The sequence below is a fragment of the Lactiplantibacillus paraxiangfangensis genome (assembly GCF_036246185.1).
In the GTDB taxonomy this organism is placed as follows: domain Bacteria; phylum Bacillota; class Bacilli; order Lactobacillales; family Lactobacillaceae; genus Lactiplantibacillus; species Lactiplantibacillus paraxiangfangensis.
This window is the reverse complement of the sequence record NZ_BTPW01000044.1, coordinates 1-13,402: the sequence shown is the minus strand read 5'-3', so window position 1 is coordinate 13,402 and position 13,402 is coordinate 1. Positions and strand designations below refer to the sequence as shown.

The 13,402-nt window shown below is 45.9% G+C and carries 10 protein-coding genes; 4 read left to right on the top strand and 6 right to left on the bottom strand.

All coding sequences use genetic code 11. The features are described 5' to 3' along the window. Nucleotides 1–218 precede the first annotated feature (218 nt). Nucleotides 219–1,688 (top strand): serine hydrolase, encoded by a 1,470-nt coding sequence (locus AAA939_RS14745; RefSeq protein ID WP_338209179.1) that lies wholly within the window; start codon nt 219–221, stop codon nt 1,686–1,688. Between the two features lie 203 nt (nt 1,689–1,891). Here the strand turns inward: AAA939_RS14745 and AAA939_RS14740 are convergent, their stop codons facing one another. The 3 genes from AAA939_RS14740 to AAA939_RS14730 all read right to left on the bottom strand — a co-directional run bounded on the left by AAA939_RS14740 (nt 1,892) and on the right by AAA939_RS14730 (nt 6,687). Beyond that, on the bottom strand, nt 1,892–4,459 hold the full coding sequence (locus tag AAA939_RS14740; protein ID WP_338209178.1) for a YfhO family protein: 2,568 nt from the start codon (nt 4,457–4,459) through the stop codon (nt 1,892–1,894). A 157-nt stretch (nt 4,460–4,616) separates the two neighbouring features. Next, complete coding sequence (locus AAA939_RS14735) at nt 4,617–5,846, bottom strand: HAMP domain-containing sensor histidine kinase (RefSeq protein WP_338209176.1); 1,230 nt, start codon at nt 5,844–5,846, stop codon at nt 4,617–4,619. A 148-nt stretch (nt 5,847–5,994) separates the two neighbouring features. Further along, nucleotides 5,995–6,687 (bottom strand): response regulator transcription factor, encoded by a 693-nt coding sequence (locus tag AAA939_RS14730; RefSeq protein ID WP_338209174.1) that lies wholly within the window; start codon nt 6,685–6,687, stop codon nt 5,995–5,997. Nucleotides 6,688–6,962: 275 nt separating this feature from the next. On the opposite strand from AAA939_RS14730, the gene AAA939_RS14725 reads away from it, so the two are divergent. Next, nucleotides 6,963–7,955 (top strand): glycosyltransferase family 2 protein, encoded by a 993-nt coding sequence (locus tag AAA939_RS14725; RefSeq protein WP_338209173.1) that lies wholly within the window; start codon nt 6,963–6,965, stop codon nt 7,953–7,955. Beyond that, entirely contained in the window at nt 7,952–10,006 is a 2,055-nt protein-coding gene (locus AAA939_RS14720) for a hypothetical protein (protein WP_338209172.1), read from the top strand. The genes AAA939_RS14725 and AAA939_RS14720 overlap by 4 nt, the downstream gene beginning before the upstream one ends. A 492-nt stretch (nt 10,007–10,498) precedes the next feature. On the opposite strand, the gene AAA939_RS14715 is transcribed toward AAA939_RS14720, so the two are convergent. The 3 genes from AAA939_RS14715 to AAA939_RS14705 all read right to left on the bottom strand — a co-directional run bounded on the left by AAA939_RS14715 (nt 10,499) and on the right by AAA939_RS14705 (nt 11,748). Beyond that, complete coding sequence (locus AAA939_RS14715; protein WP_338209169.1) at nt 10,499–10,849, bottom strand: type II toxin-antitoxin system PemK/MazF family toxin; 351 nt, start codon at nt 10,847–10,849, stop codon at nt 10,499–10,501. A 1-nt stretch (nt 10,850) separates the two neighbouring features. After that, nucleotides 10,851–11,069, bottom strand: a complete 219-nt coding sequence (mazE, locus tag AAA939_RS14710; protein WP_338209167.1) for a type II toxin-antitoxin system PemI/MazE family antitoxin — start codon at nt 11,067–11,069, stop codon at nt 10,851–10,853. Between the two features lie 316 nt (nt 11,070–11,385). Beyond that, nucleotides 11,386–11,748 (bottom strand): winged helix-turn-helix transcriptional regulator, encoded by a 363-nt coding sequence (locus AAA939_RS14705; RefSeq protein ID WP_338209165.1) that lies wholly within the window; start codon nt 11,746–11,748, stop codon nt 11,386–11,388. Nucleotides 11,749–11,875: 127 nt separating this feature from the next. On the opposite strand from AAA939_RS14705, the gene AAA939_RS14700 reads away from it, so the two are divergent. Continuing rightward, nucleotides 11,876–13,081, top strand: coding sequence for an MFS transporter (locus AAA939_RS14700; protein ID WP_338209163.1), 1,206 nt, complete (start codon nt 11,876–11,878; stop codon nt 13,079–13,081). Nucleotides 13,082–13,402 lie beyond the last annotated feature (321 nt).

The window sequence follows — 13,402 nt, the reverse complement described above, 5'->3', positions numbered from 1 at the left end:
GTCATGAAGATACCTCTTTCTTGTTTGTGGTGAATTAAGAATAGGTCTTCATGGCCTTTTTGACTAGTCTGAATAAAGAACTGGTCTAGTAGAGCAGGTGTTGCACTTCAATTTTAAATCGAGGAATAAAAAATATTCGTTTCATTTATTAATTAATTAACCTATAATTATAGTCAGTCAAAAAGGTTTTAGATTGATAAATGAAAAGGGGAATCATCATGAGTTTTACTCAGGGAAATCGGGGATTGACGCTCGGTCTTGCAACCGTTATTGGTAGCTTGACCTTGCTAGCACCTACGTTAGCAAGCGCTGCGACGACACCTAATACGGACAGTCAGAGTAGTAGTCAAGCATCAACACCAACCAAAGTAACGACAAGAACGGCAACGGTTTCGATGCCAGCAACGGCTTATTACGGGACTAAGGGCGAGACCTACGTTTTATCAGGTAGTAACGACCAAGTCAAGATGCAGTCAAATCATAACTTAAAGAACTACACGAAAACGACTTGGACAGCCACCGCTCAAACGGATATCACGACGCCAGATGGTCAAACGGCCCGTTACTTGTACGTTAAAAACGCTAAGAACGGTGCAAATGGCTGGGTATTACAGAGTAGTTTAAAGGCGGGTCGTAATTATCAAGTTACGGCGACTACGAAGATCAAAGCTAAAAATTACATTAAAGCTAAGCAATTCAAGAAGGCCAAAGCACCAACCAAAAAAATTTACCAATTATCCGGTAAAAAAGCGGCGATGACTTGGACTAACGGTAAAGCACTTAGCAAGACTAAGACCTATAAAGCCACTAAAAAACGGATGTATTATCAAAAGGGTAAAGCCTATTCATACTACTATGTTACCAGTGGTAAGACTAAGGGCTGGGTCTGGCACAAGGATTTAAAGAAGGGTACTTACTACGACGTTGCTAAACATCAAGCAGCCTTAAAGAAGAAGCTCAAGAAATACCTATCCTCAGTAACTAAGGATAAGACTTCTGAAGTTGCCTTTTACAACTTGACTCCAGTAAAGGGGAGCAAGGCAGCCAAAGCAAAGCACGCCTCAGTTTATAAGAGTGGTAAGTTAGCGGTTAATTCCCGTGGCAACCACGTCACCACTTCCGCTAGCACTTATAAACTCTACATTGCAGCGTACTTGATGAACTTGAAGAAACAGCATCAATTCTCATGGACCAAGGCTAATCGGGCTGGGATGACACGGATGATCGTGGACTCAGCTAATGATTATCCGGTCAGCATCTTGAACAAGTACGGTCGGACTAACGTTAACCGTTGGTTGGCTTCACAAGGGTATTACGGCACACCATTCAGTTCAAATCGTAATACTGTGACGACGGCTAACAGCTTAGTCAAAGTCTTAAAAGACTTACAATACGGAAAAAAGGCCTTCACGAATAAGAAGGACCGGGCCTTTATCTTGAGCCTGATGAAACGCCAAGTTTACCGTCGCGGGATTCCAACCGGTGTGACGCGGGCTAACAAGGGAACGGTTGTCAGAGATAAAGTTGGCTTCTTGGATGATAACAACGGCGATGCCGGAATTGTCACCATGCCAAATGGACAACGTTACATCCTCGTCGTTCTTACTTGGGGACACGGACAACACGGCTTTACTGGCTTCCCACGGATTGCCAATATTGCTGAACACGTTCAAAAAATCGTTTATTAGTTAAAGATTAGACTAAACAAAGCACCGCAAAATCATGTCGATTTTGCGGTGCTTTTTGCGTGGTTACTAAAGGTTGAAACTCAAATTTAAGGATTAGTTATTCCGGTTGCCACTGATGACATGCGGTCGTGGGACCGTTCCAGCACGCAAGGCTACCCAACGGAGCGGCTAATTTAGGCTTTTCAATCTTTAATTGGTTATCGTTAAGCTTGCCGGTCTCGACGCCACCACCAAGTGATGCCACTAAAGCTAATCAGACTTAATAGTGAGATTAGTGCGCCGAGGTGACCACCAGGGACGTGGTAGACCATTTTGACTTGGTTTTTCCCGGATTGAATTGGAATTGCCTGCATACCACCGAGCACCGTCTTTTCTTTGCGAGTTACGTCGTGTCCGTTAACCGTCACATGCCAGCCGGTATCGGCGGGGATAGCGACGTACAGCCATTTCCGGTGGTTAACGTTAGTCACAGCGCCTGAAACAACGGTGTTTAGGCCGGAAGCGTGGTATTTAGGAATGAAGGCACTTCCTTGTAAGTCATGATAAACGGTTCTAAAAGCAGCTTGATCCAAGCTAGCCAGATGAAGGCGGCTAGTGAGCTTAGCGTGGGTCGTCTTGACGGTTAATTTAACGAGGCTGCCCTTATTAAAGAAGCCTAGGTTACGTAAGACCACGCCGCCATTCGCATTGAATTTAGTTTTGACCAGTTGATCATTCACGCGCATCGTCGTGTACTTGCTGGATGCCGAAGGATCATCATAATACAAGTTACCAGTATGGTTGGTCTTGAGCCACAGGGTATGGCTATAAGGATATTCTTTGGCCGTTGCGTCGTGTTTAACTTGCTGCTTCATGATCGTCGCGTTGGCAAAATACGGGGTTGAACTTGGACGTAAGCGTTGCAAAATCGCTTCTTGATTAACGATTGCGCTGTCGGCGTGCAGGGTTAAAGCCGTAAAACTCGTCGGCACTGCAAAGCCCATGCCCGCGTGACTGGCCAACGTTTTAGTCGAGGCATCACCGGTCGCATTGAGCGTCACACTGTATTTGACACCCAGTAACATGGCACTGACCCGGTTGAGGCCTTCCGCACTGACTCGGCGGGCATTTTTACTGAAAAATCCGAGTGATTTAAGCATCAGCCTAGTCTGGTTGTTAAAGGTGGAACTGTAATAAGTAATGTCATGAAAGTTAAATAACATGGGGTCGTTATAGTTACGGTACTGACTATTGTAGTTATAAGCCTTGTTAATTAGGGTGTTTTTATTTTCCACCCGGTAAAGTTGGCCGTCGGGATCGTTGACCGCCTGCATTTGCCGGTATTCTGATTGGTAAGCTCGTTGAAAGACAGCCTGGTTACCAAACGGTGATTTTTGCATGGTTAAGATACCGTTACCGACTAGTTCCGCGGTGACAACACCGGTAAGTAAGCCGGCTCGGACGAGGTGTCGAGTGGTAAATAAAATTAAGGCAGTGATGACAACGAAGCCCAGACTGAGCATCAGGGTCTGTTTGGTCAGTGCCGACGTTGAAGGCTGCTGATGTTGCCACCCGATGACTAAGGCACCCATCAGTAGTAGTGGGAGCCCCCATTGCCAGTAGCGTGCGATTTTTTTAGCACCGGCTTTCCAGGCTTCAAATGCGACCATGACCATGACAAAGCTGAAGAAGAAGGCTTCGCGGTAGGGAAAGCCTGCTGGTCGTTGAAACATGTGCCAAGCAGTGTCCAGTGTACGAATGGCCATGCTTAGAAATAGGACCAGTAGTAACCCTAGTACGTGAGTTTTATGGGCCCGTTTAATTTGGGGATGCACAAAGAAGACTAAGACCAGCAAAGTAACGAGCGTCGTACTGAATAGGGTCGGGTCGTGTTCAAGTCGGGTCACATAGTTGTTGGCACCTAGGCCAAACTGACTCAGGACACTCAGGCCAAATTGTGGGGTTGGGTAATAACTTGATTTTTCAACCGCTGATTTTGCGGTCTGCAGCATACCTAACAACGTTGGAATCAGTAAGAAGAGGGTACTGATTCCACTTAAAAGGGCGGTCACAATGACTCGTCGAATCAGGTGGGCGCGTTGTTTAAGGACTTGCCACAGCGAAGTGCCCGGTGCTTTCATTTCAAACAGTAAGTAAGCAAAGTAGCAGATAACAAATAGGCACGTCATGTAGCCAAGGTAATAGTTCGTGACGATACTAATCCACAGCCACCAGAAAAACATGGCGGTGCGCCCCGTCATAATTAAGTGTTCTAAGCCAATTAAGATTAATGGTAGCCAGATCAACGCGTCTAGCCACATAATCGTGAAGTAGTTCAAGGCAACGAAACCGGACAGGCTGAATGCGAGGCCAAAGAGGCACGTTGCCCAGCTCGTTGTTCGGTAATGACGCTGTAAGAAGAGGGTGGTCGTTCCTGCGATGGCCGCAATCTTGATCATAATGAGTATGCTGAGTCCGGTTGGCAAGTCCGTTGCGGAAAATAGTAAAATGATCAGGTTGAACGGGCTCATCAAGTAGTAAGCAATGGTGGGAACGACGCTGCCGCCTAATGATTGTGAAAATGAATATAATTGAAAATTGTGCTCTAGCAGCGCGTGACGGTAGGCGGTGAAGAAGGATAGGTACTGGCCCCCCATATCACTGATTAATAAATTATGATTACCAAACGGGGTGATCCCTTCAGCGGTAAAAATAATGGTCACGGTAATCATGGCCAGCAGAACGGCGCAGAGTGGTCGCAGCCAGTCACGTTGTTGTAATGATTTCAACATCAATTCTCAACTCCGATACCTTTTTGATGAGGGTTAATTTGACATAAAAATAATAATTATCATGATTTTTGATTAGCTAAGAAAGCTAACTGAAAGAACCGCCATGAAATAAGAGAAAATTAAAGACACCCGGAAATAATCACAAGTGTCTAAAATGTTAAACCCCAACTGGCGGTGTCGTTGCGAGTTGAATGGTAAAGACGGTGCCATGGGGATGGTTATCACTAACTGCGATGGTGGCGTGGTTCAAATCAATTAAGCGGCTGACAATCGCCAGTCCTAGTCCGTTGCCGGGAATCTTTTGGGAACGAGCCTGGTCGACGCGGTAGAAGCGTTCAAAAACGTGGGCCTTATTCTCGTCGGAAATGCCAAGACCACCATCAGCCACTTTGACGGTCGGGTGACCGTCAACAACGGTAAGTGAGACCGTGATGGGAGCATCAGTGGGCGAATATTTGCTAGCGTTGCTCAGTAATGCAATGAGGATCTGTTGCAGGCTATCCGCATTGATATAAACTGAAATGGGCTGCTTCGGTAATTTCAAAGTAATGGGTTGTGGTAACTCATCTCGGTAATTAGTGATCGTTGATTGAATTAATTGGGTCGCGTCATAAAAGTCACCAGTGAGGTCAACGTGATCCATTCTGGACAAACGTAACAGGCTTTCAACAAGTGTTTGCATGCGCGCCGACTCGTGATCAATAAAGTTCAATGAGCGGGGAATCACCTCGGGATGTTGTTGTCCCCGGCGCTTAATGAGGCTCACGTGTCCCCGGATAGCCGTTAACGGGGTACGTAGTTCGTGGGACGCATCGGAAACGAATTGGTGGTCACGGAGAACCTGTTCGTTCAGAGAATGCAGTAAGTCGTTGATCTCTAATCCTAATTCATGAACTTCGTCTGGGTGTTGCGGTACCGGTAGGGCCTCGTGGTAAGAAATATTGTCAGCGTGGTTGATTTGTTGAGCTGCCTGGGTCAAATTTGCGAGTGGTCGGTTGAGGTGGTTGGCCAACCATCCCATCATAAAGTAGCCTAACACGCTACAAATAAGGAGCACCAGTAACATGTCTTCCAAAATTAGGCGGAAAATATGAAGAACCGAATTTAAGCTCGTCCAAGTTTCGTAATTAATCGTGTGCTTATTGGAAGATAAACGGTAAAACAGGCCGTATCCGTGGCGGTAGCGAACGGACGGAAAGCCTGGTACCGCGGTTTCACTAGCTTTTAAAAAAGCCTTGGATTTTGGTGAGTAGTAAGTATGGGCCGCGTGTTTTGGCGTGGTCGTTGCTACTTTGACGTACGTATCCTTTGTGTTAATTGGACTTCTTAAGTTCCACTGATTCCAATCAGGATCATCGTCCGTGACCGAACGCTTTAAGCTTTTCATAAGGGTGTGCGCATCCTCAATGCGGTTACGGGTTAGACGCAGACCAACAACGGTCGAAACTGATAGACCAGTGATGAAAATGATAATTAGCATCATTATCGTGAAAGTGCGCGTGATTTCGGCAGTGTTGGAATGCCCCCTGATGAGTTTAAGCATTGGCATCATCTCGCAGGCAATAACCAATTCCGCGAACGGTATGAATTAGTTTGCGTTCCTGTTCCGTATCGACCTTGTGCCGTAAATAGCGCACGTAAACGTCGACGATGTTGGGCTGACCTTCAAAATCAACGCCCCAGACTTGGTCCAATAACTCGTCACGGGTTAAGGTAGCGGGGGCATTTTTGAGTAAGACTAGTAGTAAATCGTATTCTCGTTGGGTCAGCTGGATCGAACGGTGGTTACGGTGAACTTGGCGGGACTTAGTATCAAGTTCCAAATCAGCAAAATGGTAGACCTTTTGCGGGGTCTTCGCGCGTTGTTCGTGACGGAGAATTACCCGGATACGAGCTAATAACTCTTCAGTATCAAACGGTTTGGTGATGTAATCGTCAGCGCCGCCGTCTAGTCCCGCTACCTTGTCGCCAACGTAGTCACGGGCAGTCATCATAATCACGGGGATGTCATCGTGTTTACGAATTCGCCGTAGGACTTCCAAGCCGTCCATTTTAGGGAGCATCCAGTCCAAAATAATAAGGTCCAACTCTGATTGTTGGTCTTGGTACGTCTGTAAAGCTTCTTGACCATCCATTGCCGTAACGACGTGGTAATCTTCAAAAGTTAATTCTTGTTGTAAAAAGTCGATGACACTGGCTTCGTCGTCGACAAGCAGTATTTTTGCCATGATTTAAACGTCACTTTCATATTCTTTATATTTTCAGTATAGCGATATTTATTTCTTGCTGAAAGTAGGGGCCGTTTGATATTTCAATTATCATAATAGTTTCATTCTAATGAACCCGCGCGAAATCAGCCATTATGATTAACTAAACGTTTTCTGAGACTTTTTCAGAAAATATATAGGCGTAATGACTAGTTTTTCAAATTGTGGTTTTCTATACTAATCTTGAGTTAGTTTAAAGTTAGTTAGGTTTATGGGACGAGAAAGGGGTCGTTACGATGCAAAAGCCACGTTTAACGATTATTGTACCCTGCTACAACGAAGAAGAAATGTTGCCGACCTCCGCTAAGGTACTGGGGGAGATCTTACAGAAACTGATCCAAAGTAATCAACTTAATCGGGATAGTTGCGTGTTATTTGTGGACGATGGCAGTAGTGACCGAACGTGGACGCTCATTAAGGCTTTGGAACAGCAATCGCCACTTTATTGCGGTCTGAAATTTAGTCGGAACTTTGGACATCAAAACGCGTTGATGGCGGGGATGAAAGTTGCTGGGGCAACTTCGGACGCCGTGATTACCATTGATGCCGATTTACAGGATGATCCAACGGTGATTCCTGAGATGGTGGCCCGCTTTAAGGCTAGGAGCGACGTTGTCTTGGGGGTCCGCAATGACCGGTCTAGTGATTCGCGGTTCAAACGGTGGACGGCGGAGACTTTTTATACCGTCATGCGCAAAATTGGGGTTCAGCTGGTACCCGACCACGCGGATTTCCGGTTATTAAGCCAACGGGCGGTGACGGCCTTGATGACTTATTCTGAAACCAATTTATTTCTGCGCGGGATTGTCCCACAATTAGGTTTTCCAACGACTAAGTTGTATTACCAACGCAAACCTAGGCTGGCGGGTGAGTCCAAGTACCCGTTAAAGAAAATGATTAGTTTTGCGATGAATGGCATCACGTCGTTTTCAATTGCCCCAATCAAAGCGATTCTTTCAATTGGTCTGATCATTAGTGGCGTGAGTCTGCTAATGATGATTTTTGCGTTGGTCCAGCACTTGCTTGGAAACACGGTCGATGGCTGGGCGTCCTTGATGACTAGTTTATGGTTTCTAGGGGGCGTGCAGCTAATCGGTATTAGCATTGTCGGTGAATACGTGGGCAAAATTTTTGCTGAAGTGAAGCACCGACCACGCTACATTATTGAAACGGATGATTATACCGCGACGCAGCAACCCGCGGTATTAACTAAGAAAATTCAATCATGAATCGAATTCTAAAGGGAATCAATTGGCTAGCTGCGGGGGTATTGGGCTGGGCCGGGGTGTTGGCTTGGTTGCAGCCCGTTAATTTTTTAGGCGACCCGGACCTAGCCTCACCCGTCGTGGTGGGTAGTTTGACCTTAGCGTTGCTACTATTAGTTAACGGTAGTCGGGGATGGATTCGACGCTGGTCACCGACAACCGTTAAACGGGTGATGTGGGGCTTAGTGGCGTTGCTAATTATCGCTCAGTTAGTGGTGGCGTGCAGTTTTATTGACGTTAGTCGTGCCGACGCCTTTTACGTCCGGACACAGGCGCTAGCACTAGTTCAAGGTCAGTACCACTGGTTGCACTATTTTATGATTTATCCTAATAACGTTAATTTTACGTTGCTGGAAGCTAGTCTCATTAAAGTGATTACTTCAGTTATTGCGAGTCCGTGGGTCGTGTTGAACGGCCTGCGCTTTTTGTGGATTGATACGGCGTTAGTAAGCAGCTATTATTTGTTAAAACGTTGGCGCTATGGATGCACCGCAATGCTGGGACTACTCGTCGTTTGGATAGTGAGTCCGCCAGTCTATGCTTACGCGCTGTATGCGTACACCGATGCGCTGGTCATGCCATTAGTAATTGATGTGTTAGCAGTGTTGACTTGGGCACTGAACCGTCATGGTTGGCAAAAATGGGGTGGCGTGATTGCCGGTGAATGTTTATTAGCAATCGGGGTCGCAATGAAATCGAACCTGGTGGTCTTTGAAATTGCTTTTATTTTATTGAGTTTAGTTTTAGGCTTTCAGCACCGGGTGGCATGGCAAACGGTTGGCGGCTGGCTATTGAGTGCAGTCGTGACCCTAGGCGTTGTGTTTAGTTTGTTTGGCGTGTGGCGGCAACAAGCGGGATTTTATGCGGATGCCAAGTCACAATTACCCGCAACCAGTTGGATTGCAATGAGCTTGAATCCTAAGTATAGCGGGCAGTATGACCATGCCGATTTTGAATCGGTCCATCAACAACCGACGGCGGCAGCCAAGCAACGTCGGGCCAAAACGATGATTAGTCGACGCGTTAAACAGCTCGGTGTGACTGGATTTGTGGGACACCTGGCGCAAAAGATGCGGATCTTTTGGGCCACCGGTGATTTTGACAGTTTCAAATTGACGACGCAGTGGATTCGCGCGCCACATTTTTACGTCACTAATCAGCGGCAAATCCAATTCTGGCTAGTGCTGATGACACAGGCGGGCTACTTAACGCTTTTGATTGAAGCCGGGGTAGTTTTGATGACGGCGCGAGTGGATCGTCAAGGCGTGTTACTGATTGCGTTGACGATTTTAGGATTGACAGCCTTTCACGTCCTTTTCTGGGAGGTGGAGCCACGGTATGCGTTACCGTTGTTACCAGGACTTGCCTTGTTAGGTGTTATTGGGATGAGCGAACGGGCACAATGGACGCTGAATGCCCGTAGTTATTGGCCGGCGGTGACGATTTTAGGTGGCTTAGCTCTGTTAAGTGGAATCAGTCTGTGGCAGACCAGTCGGCGAGTGCAAATTACGCAAACGATGGTCGCTGTTCAGGGAAATGGTCATTACGTTGAGAACATGACGCAGCGATTGAGACCTGAACAGGCGGTGACCCAGACGATTCAAACGGCTAGTCCTAGTAATCAATTAGATTTATCGCCCATTCGCCCGCAAACGGGGATGGTGGCGATTCAAATTGAGGCGGGCAACCGGCTGTTAGTGAGCAAGGTGGGGACGCCCCGTGAGCTAAGAGCGTTGCGCTATGCGACCACTAACCAATCGTCGTTGCGGGTGACGGTGACCAACGTGGGACACAGCTCCCTTAAATACGGGGTCGTCAAAGCATTTTATAATCCGGTGAACGGTGCATTGACCAAGCAACCGCAAAATTATTTGCGGTACGTGGTTCGGGACAATCATGCTACATTACCGCTGAGTCCGATGATGGTTAGTGTGCTCGTTGCAACCGGGCTATTTGGAAGTGCTTGGCTGGGGTTAAAGATGAGCACTGACCGAAATTGTAAGTATAAAAAATAAATCGAGTTACAAAGTCGTAATCAAAAAAACACTCAACGTAGGTAGTTGTGTGAGTGTTATGATCCCCCTGTGGTTGTCAGATGAATTATCTTGTTTTATCTGACAACCACAGGGGGATTTTTCGTATGCCAAGATCTAAGTTTAGTGCTATAGAGAAGCTAGATTGATTAACGAATTTGAATCCTCGGGGGGTATCGAGCACAGCCTTTGGGAAAGCGAATGGTTTAGGTAAGAACACCTACCAAAAATTCAAAACACTCATGAACGAAGGAATCCACTACTTCAATCACTTAGATCGGTCACCAGCAAGAAACGACCTCACTCCGGTAGAATACCGAAATGAGGTCGCTTAAAGACAACACTAATTTATATTATTTCATATGATAACTTGACAGGGACTAGCACAGAGGCACCTTGTTTTTATTTTTTAGATTTCTGTATTCTCAAATGGTATTTATTGATTTGTAGATGTGACTGAAGTCTTTGATTAGGTTAAAACGGAAAGTCGAAGTTGTAGTAAACAATCTGTGCGGCCCGGTAAAAATCTTCATCACGCATGGTCTCAATGTAATCGATTTGACGATTGGCAGTGGGCGAGGCATCAAATGAGTAAATTTGTGCAGCCACAACCTGACCATGAGTTTGGTAATTGTTACCCAAGGTTAGATAACCTGGTAAATCTCTAATTGTGGATGTAATTGGTGCGACAATAACAAAGCCAGTATTCTTGTTGTAAAGGTCACTACTGAGTATAAGGGCAGGGCGGTGTTTTTTAATTTCTCGGCCACGCTGCGGATCAAAATTTATCCAGATGAGGTCTTTCTGCTTAGGAGTATATGCCATTTTATTCTACGTCACTCCAATTAACGTCAGACCATTCTTCCGTCATGGATTTTGAGCCTTTAGTTTTAAGGTATGGATTTTCCATTCTGGGAACCAAAGTGAATGATTCTCCATCTGTGGAGGGGATTAGCAGCCAACGTTGCCCTTTTTTGAAACGATTATCTTTTGGCAAGCTCAACGCTAAGGAGTTACCGCGACTCACTGTTTTTACTTCCATCATGTTAAGCGCCCCTTTCTTGTAACTAAGTATAACATGTATTACGAAGTTATACTGTTTTATAACCCGTGACCTAATCTAAATAAAACATAATATTGACAAATTCATTATAATTTTATTTGCATTCGAAATTTGTGATTCATCATCATAATATATTATATGCAAATCAGGTTGTTTGTACTGAGTAGTTTTACGGTTCAAGTAATACAAATTAGCTACTTAATATCTGTTTTAGTTGGCATTGATAACATGTGGTTCTGGATCGTCCCTCAGAGCACACCGGTTCTGTCTGACGAAGCGACTAATGAGCTAGTTTGGTTTATAAATCGTCACGGTGTAATAACGTGATGGCTTCGCCTTGGTCGCGGCGGCGATCAATGTTTTCTTCGCCCCAAACGCAGAGCTGGTGTAAAATGCCCGACAAGCTGTGTCCGTAGTCGGTCAAACGGTAGTCGACCCGTGGTGGCACTTCTTGGTAAACGTGACGTTGAACAATGTTAGCGGCTTCGAGTTCTCGTAACTGTTGGACGAGCATCTTTTGAGAAATTTGGGGAATGGCCCGTTCCAACTCACTGGTCCGCATGGGTTTTAGGCGGAGATGGCACAGGATGATGGATTTCCATTTGCCACCAATCACTTCCATGGTTGCTTCAACCCCAATTTGATAAGTCTTTTCTGGCATAGTTAGCCTCCTTATTTATACTTACTTTTTGGTGGGTATCCCACTTTAAAGTCGGTACTTGTTCTTAAGTTACTTGCTAGTATAATCATTATTTATCACGTTAGCAAGTTAAGGAGGATGTATAAAAATGAATCAAAAGATCAATCCAACTTGGACACTGTTAGCACTCGCAATTAGCGCGTTTGCCATCGGGTCCACGGAATTTATTAGTGTTGGTTTAATGCCACTACTCGTCAGTCACTTTCATATTAACTTAGCCCAGGCGGGGTTAACCGTTTCGGTCTACGCCTTAGGAATCATGGTCGGGGCACCTGTCATGACGCTATTGACTGGACGCTTGAACCGGCACCGGTTGATGATGTTGATCATGGGGTTATTTATCGTTGGTAATTTACTAGCAGCGCTCGCCCCAACGTTTAGCATTCTATTATTAGGACGAATTGTCGCTGCCTTGGCGCACGGAATTTTTATGACCGTCGCTTCCGTTATTGCGGCGGACGTGGTTGCACCGGAAAAACGGGCTTCCGCAATTGCGGTCATGTTTACCGGTTTGACGGTCGCAACGGTTACCGGTGTGCCGTTGGGGACGATGATTGGTCAGCTTGGCGGTTGGCGCTGGTCCTTTATCTTTATTAGTGGGATTGGGGTTTTAGGATTGTTAGCTGACTACTGGCTGATTCCACGCAATTTACCGTTACCTGCGAAAGCAACGGCGCGGGGGATTATCCGGGTCTTAACGAATCCGCAATTGTTATTGGCACTATTAGTGACCGCACTAGGGTACGGTGGCACCTTTGTGGCTTACACGTACCTGTCACCGTTGTTGGAACAAGCAATGGGGTGGTCCGCTAATGCCGTGGTCGTTATCTTAGTCGTTTACGGTTTAATGGTCGCTTTGGGAAATACGCTTGGTGGTCGCTGGGCCAACCAGCGTCCGTTGACCGCACTCTTTAAAATGTTTGTCGGGTTACTGATCACGTTGTTGGTCCTATCCGTAACGGCGCAGAGTCATTGGCTGGGTCTCTTCACGGTTCTTGCCATGGGCATCTTTGCCTTTATGAACGTACCGGGGTTACAACTCTACATTGTGCAATTAGCTGAAGTGCATACGCCGCAAGATATTACGATGGCTTCAGCGTTAAATATTTCAGCGTTTAACGTTGGGATTGCGTTAGGGTCTGGAATCGGTGGTCAGGTCACGACTCAGTTTGGGTTAACGTGGACGCCTATTTTCGGTGCTTTAATGGTCGCCATCAGCTTGATATTACTAGCTGGTTTAATCTGGTTAGCACGACCAGTCGAACACCGGGTGTCTGGGAATTGTGAAGATTAGTTTTCCCGTTTAGCAATGATGGCTAGTAATTAAAAAGAGTCTGGGACAAAACTCCCAGCTCACATTAAAAAGGTAGTTCTGAGAAATCATTTGATTTCTCAGAACTACCTTTTTTAAGCTTATTTATACACAGAGATGACGATTCCTGCTATTCTTAAGGCACTGAAACAAAAAAAGAAAAGAAATCGTCGAATTGTACTAGTCCCTGTCAAGTTGACAGGTGAAATAATATAATTTTCGAGTTCTGTCTAAGCGGCTTTGCCGCGGTATTCTACCGCGGTGAAGCCGCTTCTTTGTGTTGTCCGGTCAATGTAATTGAAG